The 20,991-nt window shown below is 63.4% G+C and carries 19 protein-coding genes; 13 read left to right on the forward strand and 6 right to left on the reverse strand.

What is annotated here, in order from left to right; genetic code table 11:
- Positions 1 to 93: 93 nt before the first annotated feature.
- Together hemB and yihA are read right to left on the reverse strand one after the other, a co-directional pair.
- Entirely contained in the window at positions 94 to 1,092 is a 999-nt protein-coding gene (gene hemB / locus G3N95_RS19180) for a porphobilinogen synthase (protein WP_205971647.1), read from the reverse strand.
- 225 nt (positions 1,093 to 1,317) lie between these two features.
- Positions 1,318 to 1,980 carry a ribosome biogenesis GTP-binding protein YihA/YsxC gene (gene yihA, locus G3N95_RS19185; RefSeq protein WP_205971648.1) on the reverse strand — a complete coding sequence of 221 codons (663 nt, stop codon included), beginning with the start codon at positions 1,978 to 1,980 and terminating at the stop codon, positions 1,318 to 1,320.
- A 266-nt stretch (positions 1,981 to 2,246) separates the two neighbouring features.
- On the opposite strand from yihA, the gene G3N95_RS19190 reads away from it, so the two are divergent.
- From G3N95_RS19190 to msrQ, 5 genes are all read left to right on the forward strand, one after another.
- The gene (locus tag G3N95_RS19190) at positions 2,247 to 2,900 is read left to right on the forward strand and encodes a c-type cytochrome (RefSeq protein WP_205971649.1); all 654 of its coding nucleotides are present in this window, start codon (positions 2,247 to 2,249) and stop codon (positions 2,898 to 2,900) included.
- A 127-nt stretch (positions 2,901 to 3,027) separates the two neighbouring features.
- Positions 3,028 to 5,253, forward strand: coding sequence for a cytochrome c biogenesis protein ResB (locus G3N95_RS19195; protein WP_205971650.1), 2,226 nt, complete (start codon positions 3,028 to 3,030; stop codon positions 5,251 to 5,253).
- Between the two features lie 4 nt (positions 5,254 to 5,257).
- Positions 5,258 to 6,475, forward strand: coding sequence for a c-type cytochrome biogenesis protein CcsB (ccsB, locus tag G3N95_RS19200; protein WP_205971651.1), 1,218 nt, complete (start codon positions 5,258 to 5,260; stop codon positions 6,473 to 6,475).
- Between the two features lie 176 nt (positions 6,476 to 6,651).
- Positions 6,652 to 7,647 carry a protein-methionine-sulfoxide reductase catalytic subunit MsrP gene (msrP, locus tag G3N95_RS19205; RefSeq protein ID WP_205971652.1) on the forward strand — a complete coding sequence of 332 codons (996 nt, stop codon included), beginning with the start codon at positions 6,652 to 6,654 and terminating at the stop codon, positions 7,645 to 7,647.
- Positions 7,647 to 8,372 (forward strand): protein-methionine-sulfoxide reductase heme-binding subunit MsrQ, encoded by a 726-nt coding sequence (gene msrQ, locus G3N95_RS19210; RefSeq protein ID WP_205971653.1) that lies wholly within the window; start codon positions 7,647 to 7,649, stop codon positions 8,370 to 8,372. The genes msrP and msrQ overlap by 1 nt, the downstream gene beginning before the upstream one ends.
- Positions 8,373 to 8,460: 88 nt before the next feature.
- Here msrQ and lysA read toward each other — a convergent pair whose 3' ends face one another.
- Both lysA and G3N95_RS19220 read right to left on the reverse strand, forming a co-directional pair.
- Complete coding sequence (gene lysA / locus G3N95_RS19215; RefSeq protein WP_205971654.1) at positions 8,461 to 9,720, reverse strand: diaminopimelate decarboxylase; 1,260 nt, start codon at positions 9,718 to 9,720, stop codon at positions 8,461 to 8,463.
- Positions 9,721 to 9,730: 10 nt separating this feature from the next.
- Positions 9,731 to 10,039 carry a lipoprotein gene (locus G3N95_RS19220; RefSeq protein ID WP_205971655.1) on the reverse strand — a complete coding sequence of 103 codons (309 nt, stop codon included), beginning with the start codon at positions 10,037 to 10,039 and terminating at the stop codon, positions 9,731 to 9,733.
- 35 nt (positions 10,040 to 10,074) lie between these two features.
- On the opposite strand from G3N95_RS19220, the gene cyaY reads away from it, so the two are divergent.
- Positions 10,075 to 10,392: an iron donor protein CyaY gene (gene cyaY / locus G3N95_RS19225; protein WP_205971656.1), complete on the forward strand. Its 318-nt coding sequence runs from the start codon at positions 10,075 to 10,077 to the stop codon at positions 10,390 to 10,392.
- A 102-nt stretch (positions 10,393 to 10,494) separates the two neighbouring features.
- Here the strand turns inward: cyaY and G3N95_RS19230 are convergent, their stop codons facing one another.
- Positions 10,495 to 12,885, reverse strand: a complete 2,391-nt coding sequence (locus G3N95_RS19230) for a penicillin-binding protein 1A (RefSeq protein WP_205971657.1) — start codon at positions 12,883 to 12,885, stop codon at positions 10,495 to 10,497.
- A gap of 252 nt (positions 12,886 to 13,137) precedes the next feature.
- On the opposite strand from G3N95_RS19230, the gene pilM reads away from it, so the two are divergent.
- From pilM to G3N95_RS19265, 7 genes are all read left to right on the forward strand, one after another.
- Positions 13,138 to 14,097 carry a pilus assembly protein PilM gene (pilM, locus tag G3N95_RS19235; protein WP_205971658.1) on the forward strand — a complete coding sequence of 320 codons (960 nt, stop codon included), beginning with the start codon at positions 13,138 to 13,140 and terminating at the stop codon, positions 14,095 to 14,097.
- On the forward strand, positions 14,094 to 14,726 hold the full coding sequence (locus G3N95_RS19240) for a fimbrial assembly protein (protein WP_205971659.1): 633 nt from the start codon (positions 14,094 to 14,096) through the stop codon (positions 14,724 to 14,726). Before pilM ends, G3N95_RS19240 begins: the two co-directional genes overlap by 4 nt.
- A complete protein-coding gene (locus tag G3N95_RS19245) occupies positions 14,723 to 15,637 on the forward strand; it encodes a hypothetical protein (RefSeq protein WP_205971660.1) in 915 nt (304 codons plus the stop codon). The genes G3N95_RS19240 and G3N95_RS19245 overlap by 4 nt, the downstream gene beginning before the upstream one ends.
- Positions 15,634 to 17,205, forward strand: coding sequence for a type IV pilus secretin PilQ (gene pilQ, locus G3N95_RS19250; RefSeq protein ID WP_205971661.1), 1,572 nt, complete (start codon positions 15,634 to 15,636; stop codon positions 17,203 to 17,205). Before G3N95_RS19245 ends, pilQ begins: the two co-directional genes overlap by 4 nt.
- Before the next feature lie 137 nt (positions 17,206 to 17,342).
- On the forward strand, positions 17,343 to 17,894 hold the full coding sequence (locus tag G3N95_RS19255; RefSeq protein WP_205971662.1) for a shikimate kinase: 552 nt from the start codon (positions 17,343 to 17,345) through the stop codon (positions 17,892 to 17,894).
- Between the two features lie 7 nt (positions 17,895 to 17,901).
- Positions 17,902 to 18,993 (forward strand): 3-dehydroquinate synthase, encoded by a 1,092-nt coding sequence (aroB, locus tag G3N95_RS19260; protein WP_205971663.1) that lies wholly within the window; start codon positions 17,902 to 17,904, stop codon positions 18,991 to 18,993.
- An 89-nt stretch (positions 18,994 to 19,082) separates the two neighbouring features.
- Positions 19,083 to 20,264, forward strand: coding sequence for a deoxyguanosinetriphosphate triphosphohydrolase (locus G3N95_RS19265; RefSeq protein WP_346778386.1), 1,182 nt, complete (start codon positions 19,083 to 19,085; stop codon positions 20,262 to 20,264).
- Between the two features lie 158 nt (positions 20,265 to 20,422).
- On the opposite strand, the gene G3N95_RS19270 is transcribed toward G3N95_RS19265, so the two are convergent.
- Positions 20,423 to 20,806, reverse strand: coding sequence for a DUF883 family protein (locus G3N95_RS19270; RefSeq protein WP_205971665.1), 384 nt, complete (start codon positions 20,804 to 20,806; stop codon positions 20,423 to 20,425).
- Positions 20,807 to 20,991: the final 185 nt, after the last annotated feature.

A 20,991-nucleotide genomic window follows, 5' to 3' on the forward strand; every position in this document is an offset into this window, starting at 1 on the left:
CAAAAAAGCGGAAGCTGCCACAAGGCAACCTCCGCTTTCATTCACTATCGTGAGACGACCACCGTGTAACGATATACGCGGCCATTGCCCCGCTTACTTCTGCGCCCGCAACAACCGCGCAGCGTCCAGCGCGAAATACGTCAGCACGCCGTCCGCGCCGGCGCGCTTGAACGCAAGCAGCGATTCCATCATCACCTTGTCGTGATCCAGCCAGCCGTTCTGCGCAGCGGCCTTCAGCATCGCGTACTCGCCGCTGACCTGATAGACGTAAGTCGGGAATCGGAATTCGTCCTTCACGCGACGCACGATATCCAGATACGGCATGCCCGGCTTGACCATCACCATATCCGCGCCTTCTTCGATGTCGGCGCGCACTTCGCGCAGCGCCTCGTCGGAGTTGGCAGGATCGAGCTGATACGTCATCTTGTTGCCCTTGCCGAGGTTCGCTGCCGAACCCACGGCATCGCGGAACGGGCCGTAGAACGCGGACGCGAACTTCGCTGAATACGCCATGATCCGCGTGTGGATGTGGCCTTCGCTTTCGAGCATCTCGCGAATCGCGCCGATCCGGCCATCCATCATGTCGGATGGCGCAACGATGTCGACGCCTGCCTGCGCCTGCGTCTGCGCCTGCTCGACCAGGATTTCGACGGTTTCGTCGTTGATCACGTAGCCATTTTCGTCGAGCACGCCGTCCTGGCCGTGGCTCGTGTACGGATCGAGCGCGACGTCCGTCAGCACGCCCAGTTCTGGGAAGCGCTTTTTCAGTTCGCGCACGGCGCGCGGAATCAGACCGGCTTCGTTGGTTGCCTCGCGGCCGTCGGGCGTCTTCAGCGACGGTTCGATCACTGGGAACAGCGACAGAACGGGCACGCCGAGTTCCATGCACTGCTCGCCGACACCCATCAGCAGGTCGACCGATACGCGCTCGACGCCCGGCATCGACGGAACGGCCTGACGCACGTTCGTCCCTTCGATCACGAAGACGGGGTAAATCAGATCATTGGTGGTGAGGATGTTCTCGCGCATCATGCGGCGCGAGAAGTCGTCCCGGCGCATGCGGCGCGGGCGGTGATGCGGATAGAAGCTCATGTGAGGATATCTGCAAAGGTCAAAAATGCTGGCCGTGCCTTGCCAGAAACTTTTCGAGACAATGGTATATCATACCGATCGAGCAAGGCGCCTAGCGCTGACCTCCCCGCTTCTCCTCCCTGAGCGGGTGCCTGTCGTTTTTCGATTAGGCTGTTTAACCCGCCGTCAATAGCGGCGGGTTTTTTTCTGGGCGAACGAAAAGCGCCGCTTGCGGGCGTTCGCGCCTTATTCCGCGGCCGCCGGCTCGTCGGAATCACCCGCCAGGCCGGGCGCGACCCAGCTTTCGATCAGCTCGTGCGCCTCATCGAGGCCGATCCGCTTGAGCGCGGAAAAGAGCTGGGCGGTCAGTTCGCCCTGATAGCCCGCCGCACGATATTCATCCAGCCCCTTCTTCGTCGCACGCAGTGCGTTGACGCTCTCCTGCCGGGTCAATTTGTCGCACTTGGTGAGCAGTGTGTGAATCGGTTTGCCCGTCGGCGCGAACCACTCGATCATCCGGCGATCCAGTTCCGTCAGCGGCCGTCGCGAATCCATCATCAGGATCATGCCGCGCAGCTGCGAGCGCGTTTGCAGATACGTCGACAGCAACTGTTCCCAATGGGCTTTCGCGGCACCGGGCACTTCGGCGTAGCCGTAGCCAGGCAGATCGACGAGATTCGCGACCGGCTCGGCCGCCGGCCCAACCGAAAAGTAGTTGATGTGCTGCGTGCGCCCCGGCGTCTTACTCGCAAACGCGAGCCGCTTCTGGTTGCAGAGGATGTTGATGGCCGTTGACTTCCCCGCGTTCGACCGCCCGGCGAAAGCGACCTCAGGCTGCGGCGAGGGCGGCAGATCGCGCAAGTGATTGACGGTCGTGAAGAAGCGGGCTTGGTGGAGCAGGAAAGACATGAGAGGACCAGAAGGACGGGTGAATGGACGTCGAGCGGACGTCCTGCGCACATCGACGGAGATGGTGAAAAGCCGTGCAAGGGTGATGCAGCCCCGCCGTAAAGGCCGGAGAGGCCCGACTGGCGCCAGATCGATTAGCAAGGTATTGTACAATACGATGGTTTACTGAAAACCTGTGAGGCCGCCGCGCGGGCCTCGGCGACCGGGTGGTCGTTGTCGTATTTTGCAGAACCTCTAATTCCCACAAGACGAAACAGGGTGTGCGAATGAATCGACTGGGCAAGTTTCTGGTGGTACTTCACACAGCAGCAGGTCTTTCAGGTTTCGCGGTACAGGCAGCAGCGGCAGATCAGACAAAGCCGGATTTGAATCGGGGGCAGGCCATCGCGACGCAGGTGTGCGCTTCGTGTCACGGTGCGGACGGCAACAGCGCGGGCGGCGCGTATCCCAAGCTTGCCGGGCAACACCCCGAATATCTCGTCAAGCAGCTCAAAGACTTCAAGACACAAGCCGGCGCCAGGCAGCCCGCTCGCAACAATGCGATCATGGCGGGAATGGCGGCAGCATTGACCGATCAGGACATGGTCAACGTGGCGGCGTACTTCGCGTCGCAGGCACCGAAGCCCGGTTACGCGCACAACAAGGACACGGTGCCCCTCGGGCAGAAGATCTATCGGGGGGGCATCGCCGACAAGGGCGTCCCGGCGTGCGCAAGCTGTCACGGGCCGACGGGGCAGGGGATTCCGTCACAGTATCCGCGCCTCTCGGGGCAATGGTCGGATTACACCGTGGCGCAGTTGGGCGCGTTCACGCAGGGGCCGGGCGCGCGCAACAACAACGAAGCGATGCATGCCATTGCGTCCCGCCTGTCGGATAGCGAGATCAAGGCCGTCGCCGATTACATCGCGGGCTTGCATTAAGAGTCCGCACGAAAGCGAAGCCGGCCGCAAGACAGTAAAAGCGGTTGGCGAGAAAACAAGAAAAGGGTGAGGGAATCGCATACAGCGATGTCCCTGCACCCTTTTTTGCTGTTCAGTCGGAGTTTGAATGAGCGTCACCACGTCGGGTCTGGAATTGAAGTCGCGGCAGCGCTTCGTGCGCACGTCGGTCGAATTGCTGAGTTCGATGCGCTTTGCGATCGCCTTGCTCGTGATCCTGTCGATCGCGAGCATCATCGGCACGGTGCTCACGCAGGACGACCCGTATCCGAACTACGTCAACCAGTTTGGCCCGTTCTGGGCGGACATCTTCCGGTCGCTGAGCCTGTACAACGTGTACAGCGCGTGGTGGTTCATGCTGATCCTCGGCTTTCTGGTCGTGTCGGTCTCGCTGTGCGTGATCCGCAATGCGCCGAAGATGATCGCGGATACCAAGAGCTGGAAGGACAAGGTCCGCGAAGGCAGCCTGCGCGCGTTCCATCACAAGGGCGAGTTCGACGTGCCGAACGCGACGCGCGCGCAAGCCGCGGCCACGCTGGGCAAGCTGTCGGCGAAGCTCGGCTACAAGTACGTGACGCGCGAGAGCGAAGGCGCGACGCTGATCGCCGCGAAGCGCGGCGCGCTGACCAAGCTCGGCTACATCTCCGCGCATCTTGCCATCGTGATCATCTGTATCGGCGGCCTGCTGGACAGCAATCTGCCCATCAAGCTGCAGATGTGGCTCTTCGACAAGACACCGATCCGCAGCAACACCGTCATCAACGACATTCCGCCCGAACACCGGCTGTCGCAGGGCAATCCGACGTTCCGCGGCTATGCGTGGGTGCCCGAGGGCCAGCACGTGTCGACGGCGATCCTGAACCAGCAAGACGGCTCGCTGATCCAGGACCTGCCTTTTTCGATCGAACTGAAGAAGTTCATCGTCGATTACTACACGACGGGCATGCCGAAGCTCTTCGCGAGCGACATCGTCGTGATCGATCACAAGACGGGCGCGCGCATTCCGGCGCGTGTCGAGGTGAACAAGCCCTTCGAATACGCCGGCGTGTCGATCTACCAGTCCAGCTTCCAGGACGGCGGCTCGCAGATGCAGATGACGGCCTGGCCGATGACGGGCAGCAGCAACAAGACCGAGCCGTTCAACGGTGAGATTGGCGGCTCGAAGGTGCTGAGCGCGTCGGTGCCGGGCGCCGATGGCCAGACGGTCGAATTCGCCGATTTCCGCGCGATCAACGTCGAGAACATCTCGAACGGTAACGGTCAGAACGATGCGCGCGGCGTGGCCGCGCATCAGTCGCTGAAAGAGGCCTTCGACGAGCGCCTCGGCTCCGGCGCGAAGACGTCGAGGCCGGTCGACCTGCGCAACGTCGGCCCGTCGGTCCAGTACAAGGTGCGCGACAAGGACGGCCAGGCGCGCGAGTACAACAACTACATGCTGCCCGTCGATGTGAGCGGCGAGCGCGTGTTCCTCGCCGGCATGCGCGCGAACCCGGACGACGCATTCCGCTATCTGCGCATCCCCGCCGATGCAAGCGGCACCGTCAACGAATGGATGCATATCCGTTCGGCGCTGGAAGATCCCGCCGTCCGCGCGCAGGCGGCGCGCGACTTCGCGGAGCGCTCGGTGCAGTCGAACGCGGAGCTGCAGCAGCATCTGGAAGAAAGCGCGTCGCGCGTGCTGACGCTCTTCGCAGGCGATGACCCGTCGCTCGGCAAGGCAGCCAATGGTCAGAAGGTCGGCGGTTTTCAGGCGATCGCCGCGTTCATCGATCGTTCCGTCCCCAAGGGTGAGCAGGAGAAGGCGGCAGGACTCTTGCTTCGCATGCTGGAAGGTTCGATGTGGGACGTATGGCAGATCGCGCGGAAGCAAGCCGGGGAAGCCCCGGTAACGGCCGATGCGACCGCGAGCCGTTTCGTCCAGAGCTCGATCAACGCGCTATCCGACAGCTTTCTGTACGGTTCGCCCGTCTATTTGCAGCTTGACTCCTTCAAGCAGGTGCAAGCTTCGGTATTTCAGTTGACGCGCGCGCCGGGCAAAAAAGTCGTGTATCTTGGCAGCCTGCTCCTCGTGTTGGGCATCTTTTCGATGTTCTACGTCCGCGAACGGCGCCTGTGGTTCTGGCTCAAGGATTCGAACCGCGGCGTGAGCGTCGTGATGGCGATGTCGAGTGCACGCAAGACCTTCGATTTCGAGAAGGAATTCGCCCAGACGCGCGACGCGGTGGGCGCGGCGCTGGGCGGCAAGCCCGTCGACGCCGATTCCGCCCCCGAGGCAAAGGACGCCGCCCGGGCTACGAGCGAGGCGTCCGCAGATTCATCCGATTCGACCCGGTAAGCATATGGACCTGACCCAAGTTTCCTCATCCTCGCGCGCCAAGCCGCGCGCCGATACGGCGGCGCATGCGACCCCGCATCTGCCTGGCCAGACGTTGCTGGACGATCGTCCGTTCCTGAAGCGTCTCGGTCTGTTCGACTGGCTGTTCGCCCTGGCGATGGTGGCAGGCGCCGGGTTCGCGCTGTCGCGCTATCACCCGTACATGAATTACTACGACAAGCTGGTGCTGGTGTGCACGGTGCCCGCTGGCGTCGTGCTCGGCTGGCGATGGAAGCCTGCGCGTCTCTTGATGGCGTGTATCGCGGTGCTGTCGCTGTCGGCAATCCAGATTTACGGCGGCGATCTGGCCCGCGCCGATCACGCGTTCTTCCTCAAGTATTTCCTGTCGAGCCAGTCGGCCATCCTGTGGATGAGCGCGCTGTTCGTGCTGGCCACGCTGTTCTACTGGATCGGCATGCTGTCGCGCTCGCCGACGGGCGCCGCGATCGGTTCGAAGATGACGTGGGTGGCGGTGCTGATGGGCTTCGTCGGCCTGATGGTTCGCTGGTACGAGTCGTATCTGATCGGCTCGGACGTCGGGCACATTCCGATCTCGAACCTGTACGAAGTGTTCGTACTGTTCAGTTTGATTACAGCGCTGTTCTATCTGTACTACGAGCAGCACTACAACACGCGCTCGCTCGGCGCGTTCGTGCTGCTGGTGATCAGCGCGGCCGTCGGCTTCCTGATGTGGTACTCGATCGCGCGCGACGCGCAGCAGATCCAGCCGCTCGTCCCCGCGCTGCAAAGCTGGTGGATGAAGATTCACGTGCCGGCGAACTTCATCGGCTACGGCAGCTTCGCGCTGTCGGCGATGGTCGCGGTGGCGTATCTGATGAAGGAACACGGCGTGCTGTCCGATCGTCTGCCGACGCTCGACGTGCTCGACGACGTGATGTACAAATCGATCGCCGTCGGTTTCGCGTTCTTCACGATCGCGACGATTCTCGGCGCGCTGTGGGCCGCGGAAGCATGGGGCGGCTACTGGAGCTGGGATCCGAAGGAAACGTGGGCGCTGATCGTCTGGCTGAACTACGCGGCGTGGCTGCACATGCGTCTGATGAAAGGCCTGCGTGGCGTGGCAGCGGCATGGTGGGCGTTGACGGGCCTGGTGGTCACGACGTTCGCGTTCCTCGGCGTCAACATGTTCCTGTCGGGACTGCACAGCTACGGCAAGCTGTAATAGTCGCTAGGTTTCGAATGATGAAAAACCGCCGCGTGCACTGCACCGGCGGTTTTTTTATGCCGATATGGAAGGATCGCGCGCCTCGTGTGTTAACCAAACGAAGAACGGCGACTCCCAGGCGCGAGTCGAACGAATACCGATGGGCGCCCAATGCCCGGCAAGGAGTTTTCAGCATGTGGATCAAGCGAAGCGAACGGAGCCAACTCTACGGCGACGACATCGCGCGCAGCGAAATTACGCCGCAACGCGTGTTCGAGAATCGCCGGCGAATCCTGCAGGCAGCGGGCGCGGTGGCGCTCGGCGGATTGATGGGCGTGCACGGTGAAGCGTTCGCGGCGTATTCGTCGTCCGACCCGAAGGCGCAAAAGCTCGGCGCCAAGACCAATCCGAAGTTCGTCGTCACCGACAAGGTCACGCCGTACAAAGACATCACCACCTACAACAACTACTACGAGTTCGGCACCGACAAGAGCGACCCGGCGCACAACGCGGGCTCGCTGAGGCCGCATCCGTGGAAGGTGAGTGTCGAGGGCGAGGTGAAGAACGCGAAGGTGTACGACATCGACGAATTGCTGAAGCTCGCGCCGCTCGAAGAGCGCGTGTACCGGTTGCGCTGCGTCGAGGGCTGGTCGATGGTGATTCCGTGGATCGGCATTCCGCTGTCGGAAGTGATCAAGCGCGCGCAGCCGACCGCGAACGCGAAGTACGTGCAGTTCATCACGCTCGCCGATCCGTCGCAGATGCCCGGTTTGTCCGAGCCGATTCTCGAATGGCCGTATTCCGAAGGGCTGCGGATGGACGAGGCGATGAACCCGCTGACATTGCTGACGATGGGCGTCTACGGCCAGGTGTTGCCGAATCAGAACGGTGCGCCCGTGCGCATCATCGTGCCGTGGAAGTACGGCTTCAAGAGCGCGAAGTCGCTCGTGAAAATCCGCTTCGTCGACAAGCAGCCGCCGACCAGCTGGAACACCTACGCGCCGAACGAGTACGGCTTTTATTCGAACGTGAATCCGAACGTCGATCATCCGCGCTGGAGCCAGGCGACGGAGCGGCGCATCGGTGAGGACGGTTTCTTCACGCCGAAGCGCAAGACGCTGATCTATAACGGCTACGGCGATCTGGTCGCGTCGATGTATCAGGGCATGGATCTGAAGAAGAACTTCTGATGGCGGCGCGCATGGGAACCGACACGACACGAACTCTGACTGCAGGCAACGGTGCGCGCACGGACGCCAAAGCCATGAAACCGGCGGCCGCGCCGCGCAAGCCAGGCACGAGCGCAGGCGGCTGGATCGTGCCCGCAAAAATCGCCGTGTTCGTCGCGGCGTTGTATCCGCTTGCGCGCATCGTGCTGTTCGGCTTCACCGACCGGCTCGGCGCCAATCCCATCGAGTTCATCACGCGCTCGACAGGCTTGTGGACGCTCGTGTTCATTTGCATCACGCTTGCCGTGACACCGCTGCGCAAGCTGACGGGCTGGAACGCGTTGCTGCGCTTTCGCCGGATGCTCGGCCTCTACGCGTTCTTCTACGGCGCGCTGCATTTCACGACGTATTTCTGGTTCGACAAGTGGTTCGATCTCGCCGAGATCGTGAAAGATATCGGCAAGCGGCCGTTCATCACGGTGGGCTTCGCGGCGTTCGTGCTGTTGATTCCGCTTGCCGTCACGTCGCCGAAAGCGATGGTGCGCAAGCTCGGCCGTCGATGGCAGACGCTGCATCGCGCGATCTACGCGACCGCGGCACTCGCGATCCTGCATTTCTGGTGGATGAAAGCGGGCAAGCACGATCTGATCTTGCCGAAGATTTACGGCGCGATCGTAATCGCGTTGCTGGGTTGGCGCGTGGCCGTCTGGGCGCGTGACCGGGTCAGACAGCGGGCGAGAGAATGAGAAGCCGGAATCCGACGGCAACAAAAAAGGCGATGCGTGATGAACGCATCGCCTTTTTGCTTTGAGCGTCTGAAAACGCCCAGCGCTGTTACGGAAGCACCGTCTCGCCAGCGAACAGGTCTCTCACTTCCTCGCGCTTGCGCACGACGTACGCCTTGTCGCCGTCGACCATCACTTCGGCGGCGCGCGCGCGCGTGTTGTAGTTCGAGCTCATCGCGAAGCCGTAGGCGCCTGCCGAACGGATCGCGAGCAGATCGCCGGGTTCGACGGCGAGTTCGCGTTCGCGGCCGAGCCAGTCGCCGCTTTCGCACACCGGGCCGACGATGTCGTAGACATGCCTGGCGCCGTCACGCTGCACCACGGGTTCGATCGCGTGATACGCCTCGTACATCGCGGGACGGGCGAGATCGTTCATCGCGGCGTCGACGATGGCGAAGTTCTTCTCGGCGCCGGGCTTCAGAAATTCGACGCGCGTGAGCAGCATGCCCGCATTGCCGACGAGCGAGCGGCCCGGTTCGAAATACACTTCGCGATGACCGTGGCCACGCGCTTCGATCCGGTCGAGCAGCGTGCGCACGAAGTCGCCGATGTCCGGCGGCGTTTCGTCGTCGTACGTGATGCCGAGGCCGCCGCCTACGTCGACGTGCTTGATCGTCACGCCGTCCGCTTCGATCTGGGCGACGAGTTCGAGCAGTTTGTCGACGGCGTCGAGATAAGGCGCGACTTCCGTGATCTGCGAACCGATATGGCAGTCGATGCCGACTACGTCGAGATGCTTCATCGCCGCGGCGGCGCGATACGTTGCGCGCGCGTCGTCGAATGCGACGCCGAATTTGTTCGACTTCAGGCCCGTTGAGATATACGGATGCGTCTTCGCGTCGACGTCAGGATTCACGCGCAGCGACACGGGCGCCTTCTTGCCCATTTCGCCCGCCACTGCGTTGAGGCGGTCCAGTTCGGGAATCGATTCGACGTTGAAGCACTTCACGCCTGCCGCCAGTGCTTCGCGCATTTCCGCGACGCTCTTGCCGACACCGGAGAACACCGTGTTTTCCGCTTTGCCGCCCGCTGCGAGCACGCGGGCCAGCTCGCCGCCCGACACGATGTCGAACCCTGCACCCACGCGTGCGAACAGATTCAGCACGGCCAGGTTGCTGTTCGCCTTGACGGCGACGTGCACGGTGGCGCGGCGGCCGGCGCATGCATCGGCGTAGGCGTGCCACGCTTTGGTCAGCGCATCGCGCGAGTAGACATAGAGCGGCGTGCCGAATTGCTCGGCAAGCGACACGGCGGACACGCCTTCGGCGTGCAGCACACCGTCGACATAAGCAAAAGCGGATTGAGTCATTGCGACAGTCTTATTGAGCTTCGGACGCGCCGGACGCCGGTTGGGCGGGCGTGTTCGAATTCGGCGCAGTGCGCAGTTCGGAATCAGGCGACAGGGACAGCGGCGTGCCCGACGTATCGGGAACGGAACCTTGGGCGTTGTCGGATTTCACTGCGTCCGACGACGCGGGCTGCGTCTGGACCGGCTTGGCCGGAAGCGGCGGAACGGTCGGCATATACAGCGAACCGCGTTGGCCGCAGCCGCTGAGCGCGACACCTGCGACAATAGCCAGAGTCGCTAGAATCGTGGCCGTGCCGCTTTTCCGGAAAACGCCGCGCATGACTGTCCCTGAATAAATAATCGCTGGAGTTTAGCATGTCCGACAGTGAATACCTGACCCGTGCCGAGGCTGTGCTCGCGGCCATCGAACGCTCTCTCGACGATGCGGATGCCGACATCGAATTCGAGCGCAGCGGCAACGTACTGACGCTCGAATTCGAGAGCGGCACGAAGATCATCGTCAATCTGCAGCCGCCCATGCAGGAGATCTGGATCGCCGCGAAGTCGGGCGGATACCACTTCCGTTTCGTCGACGGCGAGTGGCGCGATACGCGCAACGGCACCGAGTTCTACGCCGCGTTGTCCGAATACGCGACGCAGCAGGCGGGCGAGCCGGTCGAGATCGCGCCGTAAGCAGATCGCTTTGGCGCACTCGCAGCCGGTGTGAGGCGCAGAAAGTAAAAAAAGCCACCGCGTACGACACGCGGCGGCTTTTTTTCTGTCGGCACGGCAGACCTAGTGGCCCCTGAACAGATTCATGATGTTCTCTTTTTCCTGCGCGTCGACCTGAGCCGGTGCGCCGCTTGCGCCGCTCGCTTCTGTTGGCGCCTGCGATACGCCGACCGTCGACACGAAGCCGTTGCCCGGCGTGAAGTCGTCGAAGTACAACTCGTCGCCGATCGTCACGACGTCTTCCGGCATCGGCATCTTGTACTCGGGCACACCCTTTAGCGCGCGTCCCATGTACTCGATCCACACAGGCAGCGCGAGCCCGCCGCCCGTTTCCTTGTCGCCGAGGCTGCGCGGGTTGTCGTAGCCCATCCACGCAATCGCGCACAGCGTGTGCTGATAGCCGGCAAACCAGGCGTCGCGTGAATCGTTGGTGGTGCCCGTCTTGCCCGCGAGGTCAGTGCGCTTCAATACGTTCGACTTCGCGCCCGTGCCGCGCTGCGCGACACTCGTCAGCAGGCTGTTCATCACGTATGCATTGCGCGGCTCGATGGCGTGCGGCGCGTTGCTGGCCGCGACGAGCGGTTCCGCATGCGCGACCACCATGCCGCGCTGATCGGTCACTTCGGCGATCAGATACGGATTCACGCGATAGCCGCCGTTCGCGAATACCGAGTAGCCGGCCGCCATCTGCAGCGGCGTGACGAGGCCGGCGCCGAGCGCCATCGGCAGATACGCGGGATGCCGCTCCGCATCGAAGCCAAAGTGCGTGATGTACTGCTGCGCGTACTTCGTGCCGATGTGATTGAGGATGCGGATCGACACGAGGTTCTTCGACTTCTGCAGCGCGGTGCGCATCGACATCGGGCCGTCGAAACCGCCGCCGTAGTTCTTCGGTTCCCACGCCTGGCCGCCCGTTTCGGCCGCGCTGAAGAAGAGCGGCGCGTCGTTGATGACGGTTGCCGGGCCGAGGCCTTTTTCGAGCGAAGCCGAGTAGATGAACGGCTTGAAGCTCGAACCCGGCTGACGCCAGGCCTGCGTCACGTGATTGAACTTGTTCTTGTTGAAGTCGAAGCCGCCCACGAGTGCGCGGATCGCGCCATCCTGCGGCACGACCGAGACAAACGCGCCTTCGATCTGCGGCAATTGCGTGATCGACCAGTTGCCTTCGTCGCCCTTCACGAGCCGGATGATGGCGCCCGGCCGCACGCGCTGGTTCGGTTGCGCGCGCGAACTCAACGCGAAGATTGCGTAGCGCAGCCCATCGCCCTGGATCGTCACGACATTGCCGTCGATCAGCGTGGCCTGCACCTGCTTCGGACTTGCCGACGTCACCACGGCCGCGATGATCTCGCCGTTGTCGGGATGTTCGAGAAGCGCGTCGTCGATTGCCTGCTCGCGTTCGTCGGCGTCGCCCGGCAAGTCGATGAACGCTTCCGGACCGCGGTAGCCGTGACGCCGCTCATAGTCCATCAAGCCTTTGCGCAGCGCGCGGTAGGCGGCGTCCTGATCGGCGGAATCGATCGTCGTCACGACGTTCAGGCCGCGCGTGTACGCCTCTTCGCGGTATTGCGCGTACATCATCTGCCGCACCATTTCCGCGACGTATTCCGCGTGCACGCTGAATTCCTTGCCCGCGCCCTTCACGATGAGCGGCTGGCGGCTTGCCGTGTCGTACTGGTCCTGCGTGATGTAGCCGAGTTCGAGCATGCGCTGGAGGATGTATTCCTGACGCACCTTCGCGCGCTTCGGATTCACCACCGGGTTGTATGCCGACGGCGCTTTCGGCAGCCCCGCGAGCATCGCGCATTCGGCGAGCGACAGGTCCTTCAGGTCTTTGCCGAAGTACACGCGCGCGGCGCTCGCGAAGCCATAGGCGCGTTGGCCGAGGTAGATCTGATTCATGTACACCTCGAGAATCTGATCCTTGCTCAGCTTCGATTCGATCTTGTACGCGAGCAGCATCTCGTAGATCTTGCGCGTGTAGGTCTTCTCGCTGGAGAGAAAGAAGTTGCGCGCGACCTGCATCGTGATCGTGCTCGCGCCTTGCGTCGCGTGGCCGTTGGTGAGTGCGACCACACCGGCGCGCGCGATGCCCATCAGATCGACGCCGCCGTGATCGTAGAAGCGGGCATCTTCGATCGCGAGCACGGCTTTCTTGAGGTTGTCCGGCACCTCGCGCATGTGCACGATGTCGCGCCGCTCCTCGCCGAATTCGCCGATCAGCACGTGGTCGGCTGTGTAGATGCGCAGCGGCACCTTCGGACGATAGTCGGTGAGCGCGTCGAGCGACGGCAGATTCGGCGTCGCGACGACCAGCGCGTAACCCAGCACGAGCACGACGCTGATGATCCCGGCGAAGATCAGCCCGACGAAGCCGAGGATGATCTTCAGCCAGAGAGGACGCTTGCGCTTCTGCGGCGCCGGAGGCGGAGACGTAGGAGTCGTGGATTGCATATGAACACCAGAAAACGGTCCCGCGATTATAGCCGCCCGATCTGGCAGCTTTCGGCGTGCTTACGGCTGCCGCAATCGCACACCGATGAGAACACTCTAGTTCGTTTGATTGTCGCCGGATATCGATGACCCGACCATTAGCCATTCGGACGAATTTCGCTTCCGTTTCGCGCTACGCAGAATCCTTTCCGTTGCCCGCGTCGTCTGCATGCCGCGGGCCTTCAGTTTCCGTTGATATCCGAGGGGAAAGGAATGGCGTTGAAAGACTCGTTACGGATGGCGATGCGCCGTCAGGCAGTCGGCATCGATGTCGGCGCGCAAGCGGTGAGGCTCGTCGTGCTGAGTTGCAGCGGGCGAAAGATGGGACCTGTGCGCATCGAATGCGTCGCGTTGGAGCCGCTTGCGCCGGGCGCGATGGCGGGCGCGGAAATCGTGGACCGGCAGGCAGTGGCGCGCGCGTTGTGCGCGGCCTTCGGCAGCGTGCCGCCGCAATGCGTGTCGGCGGCGTTGCGTTGCGCGATGGCGATTCCCGGCTCCGCAACCTTCACTGCTCATCTGCCAGGAAGTCAGGTGAGCGGTCCGCCGCGCCCGTCCGCGTCTCTTGAACCGGCCGTGTTGATGGAGGCCGAGCGGGTTGCGGGCATCGAGCGTCATGCGTTGGCCGTCGACTGGTACGTCGAGGACACGCCGCCGCATCTCGGCGCCGTGTGCATCGCCGCGACGGCGCGCGAGCATCTCGAAGCGCGCATCGAATGCGCCGCGATGGCAGGTGTCACGCTCACCACGGTCGATGTCGAACCCCAGGCAGCATTGCGCGCGCTGCGCCATGCCGCGACGTTCGAACTCGAACTGGATGAGCCGTATGCCGCGATCTGGATCGGCAGCGATGGTGTATATGGCTGGCGCATCGAAGACGAAACCATCGCGGAAGAAATCCGGTATCCGTCGCCGGAGTATTCCTGCGTGGCCGATGCGTTGCGCGATCTCGCGGAAAACAGTCTGAACGTCTGTGCGCTGGTGGGCGGCGAAATCGAGCTGCTCGAAGGCGTGTGCTTCTCGCTCGCCGACATCGGCGATGTGCTGGGTTGCTCCGTGCTGCCGTTCGACTGTTCGTCGCTGACCGAAGGCAACGTCATCCCGCATTCGGAGCTGATGCACGAGCCTGCGTTCGCGGTTGCTTTCGGTCTGGCGCTGCGTGGCGTCGCGCAATGACGGCGGCGCGTTCGAGCCCGCCGGGCTTCAATCTGTTGCCGCACCGGCAGCGCGATGCGCGGCTCGCGCGCCGGCGCCGCTATATCGAATGGACGGGTGCCGCGCTGTGCGGTTGTGTTGCCGTGGCGTTACTGACGACGTGGCAGGCGTTCGAACGCTCGCGGTTGGACAGCGAGCGTTCAGCCGTCGGGCGAGAGCTTGCCGCGCTTGCGTCGCCGCTTGCCGAGCATGGGCGGCTGACGGAAGAAGCCCGCAACGAGCGCCTGCAGAACGAGCGCGCCGCGGCGCTTTCCGAGCCGCTCGTTCATCTGCTCGATCTGCTCGATGCGTTGAGTCAGGAGTCGTCCGCGTCTGTCGTCGTGAGGCAGTTGCGGCACCGCGAGCGCGACACGGAACTGCTCGCGGCGTCCTCGGATCATGCGGCGTCGGCGGCGTGGCTGAACCGCCTCGCAGCACTGAAAGGCGTGAAGGACTCGGATCTGGGCGACGTGCATCGAGCGACCAATGTGAAGGACGCAACCGATCCGGCGACGGCCTTCGAGGTCACCGCGCATCTGAGATGGGATGGCGTACCGGTGAAGTCCAAAGTACCGGCAGTCTCATCGCCGATCACAAGAGGTAAAAAATGAACATGACGATTGCTGGGCGCTTCGGCAGGCCGGCGGCGCGCGAGCGTGTTGTACACGCGCTCGCCGCACGCCTGCGCATGCCGCTCGAAGCATGGAGTGTGCGGCGACGCTGGTTTGTCGCGTCGTGCGTCGCCGTGGCGGCATTCGCGCTGGGCGCGAATGCCTGGCTTGCGACGGACATGAGCGGCGTGCAGTCGAGCCGCGAGGCATTGTCTGCCGCGCAACGCAAATTGAGCGACGTCGAAGCGGCCGTCGCGCAATTGCCGGTTCTGCGCAAGGCGGCGAGCGTCGCGCGCATGCCGGCCAACTGGACCTCCGCGGACGACATTCGCGTGATCTCGCAACTCGCGTCCCGCAACGACATGACACTGCTTTCGATCGAACCGGCAGCCGTCACGGGAAGCGGGCTCGAGGCGGCGCGTTCGCTGCATGTGACGGCGCGGGCGGATTTCGATCATGTCGTCGACTTCTTCGAAGCGCTCACGAGCTTGCCGGTTCTTGTCGTGCCGGACGAGGTGACGCTCAGGCATCAAGGCGACGGTTTGTCCGTCAACGCGACGTTGCGCTCGTTCGGCGCGATTCATCCCGTGCAGGACGTTGCGCGTCGAAGCTTGCGTAACGATCCCGACGCTTTCGATCCCGATGAGGAGATCGTTTTCTACGATCCGTTTCAGCCGGCTTCGATTGCATCGGCACTTGAGGACGGTTCGTCGCCGATGCGGCTGGGCGGGCTGTTGGCCGACCATCTGCGCGGGCTTGCGCTGATCGATACGGGCGAGGGGGAAACGACGCTCGAAGCGGGGCAGCAGTGGGGTGACGAACGTGTCGCCAATGTCGATGCCCGTGCGCTGACGCTGGCGAAACGGGACGGCAGCGCGCATTCGCTGACGTTGGCGGAGGCTATCGAATGACATGGATCGCCACCCTGCGATGGACGCTCGCATGTGCTGTCGTCGCCGCGACGACGGCACGCGCTGCCTTGCCCCCGCTTCCCGCCGACATGCCGTTCGACGACGCGATGACACCGTCGGGCATGCCGCCGTTGCCCCGCGTGATCACGACGGACGTCGCGAATCCGTTCACGCCGGACACGGGCGAGGACGGAGCAACGTCGGAGGTCGCGCATGCGCGCGCTCTCGCACGCGACGACGCCGAGCCGAAATCTCAAGGCGAAACACGACCGGAAGCACGGCAGGAAGTGCTCGAAGGTCCGCCCGTTCCGCTCGCGGCCGCTGCGCGTCTGAGCACGAACGCGTCGGCATCGATTCCCGCTGACCGGCCGATCACGCTGCATTTCCAGCGCGCCGAACTCGGCGCGGTGCTCGGCGCGTTCGCGAAGTTCACCGGCCTGAATATCGTCGCCAGCGACAAGGCGCGCGGCGCGGTCACGCTGCATCTGGACAATGTGCCGTGGCGCGCCGCATTCGATACGCTGCTCGATGTCAACGGCCTCGCGATGGAGCAGCGCGGCAACGTGATCTGGGTCGCGCCATTATCGGAACTGGCCGCACGCGAGCGTCAGCGTTTCGAGACGCACGCCCGTGCTGCCGAACTCGAACCGCTCTCGAGCCGCACCTTCGAGTTGCACTATGCGCACGCCGAAGAGCTGCGCAAGCTGCTGACGGCATCGGGCAATCAGCGCGTGCTCTCGAAGCGTGGCGCGGCGATGGCCGACCCGCGCACCAACCTGCTGTTCGTCACCGATCTCGACGCACGGCTCGCACAGATCGCGGAACTGATCGCGTCGCTCGACCGGCCGACGCGCCAGGTACTGATCGAGGCGCGTATCGTCGAAGCGGAAAAAGGCTTTTCGCGCAATCTGGGCGTGAAGCTGTCGATGGTCGGCACCAACGAGGACGGCAAGGCGACGGGTTTGGTCGGCGGCAAGGACGGCGCGATTCTCGATCTGTCGGCGCGGCCGATCTCCGGTTTCGACGCGGCCACGGCGGGCCTGACGCTGTTCGCGGCACAGGCGACGCGGCTCGTGAACATCGAGTTGAGCGCGCTGGAGGCCGAGGGGCGCGGCCAGATCGTATCGAGTCCGCGCGTCGTGACGGCGGACCGGATGAAGGCGATCGTCGAGCAGGGCACCGAACTGCCGTACCAGGCAAAAGTCGGCCAGGGTGTGTCGGGCGTGCAGTTTCGCCGTGCGAGCCTCAAACTGGAGGTCGAGCCGCAGATCACGCCTGACGGCCGGGTGGTACTGGATCTCGATGTCGCGAAGGACAGCGTCGGCGAGCAGACCGCGTCCGGACCGGCCATCAACACCAAGCACGTGCAGACGCGGGTCGAAGTCGAGGACGGCGGAACGGTCTCGATCGGCGGAATCTACGAGACGGACGGCCGCGATGATGTGACGCGCGTGCCACTCCTGGGCAAAATACCGCTTTTGGGCGTCTTTTTCCGTCATCGCGCCCATCGCGATCTGAGCAGCGAACTCGTCGTTTTCATCACGCCGAGGGTTGTGCAGACAAATTGACCAATCGTCGGCAAAGCGCCACGGGCGCGGGCCGAAAGCACGACGTGCGGCAGGCGCGCAGGCCGTCAGGCTCGACAAGGCAGGCGCTTTGCCAGTAAGCTGCCGCACGAACTACACCGGATTAGCCAGAGGATAAGTTGCAACCGCGGGACGCACACGCCAACGTTTTTTTCGTAGGGCTCATGGGGGCAGGCAAGACCACCGTGGGCCGGGCCGTGGCGCGCCGGCTGGATCGCCCGTTCTTCGACTCCGATCATGAAATCGAAGCGCGCACGGGCGCGCGCATCCCGGTGATCTTCGAAATGGAAGGCGAATCGGGCTTCCGCGACCGCGAAGCGCAGGTGATCGCCGATCTCACGGGCCGCGAAAGCATCGTCCTCGCAACGGGCGGCGGCGCGGTCCTGCGCCCGGAAAACCGCGAGGCGCTGCGCGCGCACGGCATCGTCGTCTATCTGCGCGCCAATCCGCATGACCTCTGGCTGCGCACGCGCCGCGACAAAAACCGGCCGCTTCTGCAGACGGAAGACCCGAAAGGGCGTCTCGAAGCACTCTATGAAGTCCGCGATCCGCTCTACCGCGAATGCGCCGACTTCGTAATCGAAACAGGCCGTCCGTCCGTCAACGGGCTCGTCAACATGGTGCTGATGCAGCTCGAGATGGCGGGCGTCGCCAAGCCTACTGCGTCATAATGACGAGATGACTGCCATGATTACCGTCAACGTCGAACTGGGCGAGCGCGCCTATCCCATCCACATCGGCTCCGATCTGATCGGCAAGAGCGAACTGTTCGCGCCGCACATTCGCGGCGCGTCGGTGACGATCGTCACCAACACGACGGTCGACCCGCTGTACGGCGACGCCTTGCGTCAGGCACTCGCGCCGCTCGGCAAGGAAGTGACGACGGTCGTGCTGCCCGATGGCGAGGCGCACAAGAACTGGGAAACGCTGAATCTGATTTTCGACGCGCTGCTCGGCGCACGGGCCGATCGCAAGACCACGCTGATCGCGCTCGGCGGCGGCGTGATCGGCGACATGACGGGTTTTGCGGCCGCCTGCTACATGCGCGGCGTGCCGTTCATCCAGGTGCCGACCACGCTGTTGTCGCAGGTCGATTCGTCGGTGGGCGGCAAGACGGGTATCAACCATCCGCTCGGCAAGAACATGATCGGCGCGTTCTACCAGCCGCAGGCCGTGATCGCGGACATCGGCGCGCTGCGCACGCTGCCGTCACGCGAACTGGCGGCGGGCATTGCCGAAGTCATCAAGACGGGCGCGATCGCCGACGCTGAGTTCTTCGACTGGATCGAAGCGAACATCGAAGCGCTCAACGCCTGTGATCCGCAAGCGCTGGCCGAAGCGGTCAAGCGTTCGTGCGAGATCAAGGCGTCCGTGGTCGCCGCGGACGAACGCGAAGGCGGCTTGCGCGCCATCCTCAATTTCGGCCACACGTTCGGCCACGCGATCGAAGCGGGACTCGGCTACGGCGAGTGGCTGCATGGCGAAGCGGTGGGTTGCGGAATGGTGATGGCAGCCGACCTGTCCGTGCGTCTCGGCCATCTGGATGAAGCCGCGCGCAAGCGGCTCGTCGGCGTCATCGAGGCGGCGCATCTGCCCGTTCAGGCGCCCGCGCTCGGCGCGGCGCGCTACGTCGATCTGATGCGAGTCGACAAGAAAGCGGAAGCGGGCGAAATCAAGTTCATCCTGCTGAAGCGTTTCGGCGACACACTGATCACCCGTGCGCCCGACGACGCGGTGCTCAAAACACTCGACGCCAGCGTCGGCACCTGACACGACGCATAGCGACACAATCAGCGGCCGTCGCGTCTGATTCGGAGATATCGGTGAGTGAAATACGCAGCGACAATCTGAGCGAATCGATCGACGTTCCGGCGACGCCTGTCACGGGCGTCGCGTCGCTGCCCACCACCGCCGCGCTCGAAACGCATCTCGCGCCGTATGCCGCGCATTCCTCGCAGTCGCGTGGAAGGCGTCATCATGAAACGCCGCCTAGCGCACGCACTGAATTTCAGCGCGACCGCGACCGCATCGTTCACTCCACCGCGTTTCGTCGGCTCGAGTACAAGACGCAGGTCTTCGTGAATCACGAAGGCGATCTGTTTCGCACGCGGCTCACACACAGTCTGGAAGTCGCGCAGATCGCGCGTTCCGTCGCGCGCAATCTGCGCGTGAACGAAGATCTCGTCGAAGCGATCTCGCTCGCGCACGATCTGGGTCATACGCCGTTCGGCCACGCAGGGCAAGACGCGCTCAACGAATGCATGCGCGACTATGGCGGCTTCGAACACAATCTGCAAAGCCTCGCGGTAGTCGACGATCTCGAAGAGCATTACGGCGCATTCGACGGCCTGAACCTGTGCTTCGAAACGCGCGAAGGCATTCTCAAGCACTGCTCACGCGAAAACGCGCGACGTCTCGGCGAACTGGGCGAGCGTTTTCTGGAAGGCCGGCAGCCGTCGATCGAAGCGCAGATCGCCAATCTCGCCGACGAGATCGCCTACAACAATCACGACGTCGACGACGGCCTGCGTTCGGGATTGCTCACGATCAGTCAGCTCGCCGAAGTCGAGCTATGGCGCATGCACTACGAAGCAGCGCGGCGCGACTATCCGCGGATCGAGGGGCGCAGGCTGGTTCACGAAACCGTGCGCCGGATCATCAACACGCTGATCGTCGACTTGATCGACACGACGACGCGCAACATCGCGCGGCATGCACCCGCTTCGCTCGACGATGTGCGCCGTGCGCCGCCGCTCGTCGCGCATAGCGATGCCACTGCCGAACAGGCTGTCGTGTTGAAACGGTTTCTCTTCAAGAACCTGTATCGGCACTATCGCGTGATGCGGATGGCGAACAAGGCGCGGCGCGTGATCGCCGGGCTGTTCGACGCGTTCATCGACGATCCTCGCCTGCTGCCGCCGAACTATCAGACGACGGATGCGGCGAAGCAGCCGCGCCTGATCGCGCATTACATCGCGGGCATGACGGACCGTTACGCGTCGAAGGAATATCAACGATTATTCGTCGTCGACGGCGATTGACGCGTCGATGCGCGACGAAACACGCATCCGTCACGCGGACGGAGCGCGAGCGCAAAGCGGCGCGCAGAGCATGCGCCGCGCCCGTGCCTCGCAGCGATCACCCGATGCCGGTCTTCCAGCAGACTAGCCGCTCACGCGAGCAAAGCGTGACCGCAACGTCAGCGTGAGCCGCCGCGAGCGATCAACGCGCCGGCGATCAACGCAAGCCCGCCGACGACGGCAATCGTCCGCCATGGATTTTCATGCACGAAGTCATCCGCATCGTGCATGGCAGCCTGCGCTCGATCGCGCATCACGTCACGCGTGTCGTTCAGACGCGAGCGCGCGTCGTCGAGGCGCTTGCGCAATTGCGTCCGGAGTACTGCCGCGTCGGCCTGCGTGCCGTCGCCAAGTGTGTTCTCGAGTTCGTTCATGAGCGTGCGCAGTTCGCTGGCAATGTCTTCAGCAGCATGTCGACTATGGCGCGCAATGCGGCGCGCACGACGGCCTGCCGTGGTCCAGGATTCGCCGAGGGCATCTCGCGTATTAGGTAGTGCAGTCATGGTCGCTCCGTCGATGAGGGTGGTTTGAACATCCCCGCAACACAGCGCGGGAAATATCCTCTGACGCAACTTCGGTGCCCGCCAGGCGGTATGTGCCGCGTGGGCGTCGAGCAGCGTCGATGCACGCGGCATCCGGCACAAATTGCACCGGCAGCGCGTGTGCCTCAGTCAAATTTACAACGGAT

The organism is Paraburkholderia sp. Tr-20389 (genome assembly GCF_017104565.1).
In the GTDB taxonomy this organism is placed as follows: Bacteria; Pseudomonadota; Gammaproteobacteria; order Burkholderiales; family Burkholderiaceae; genus Paraburkholderia.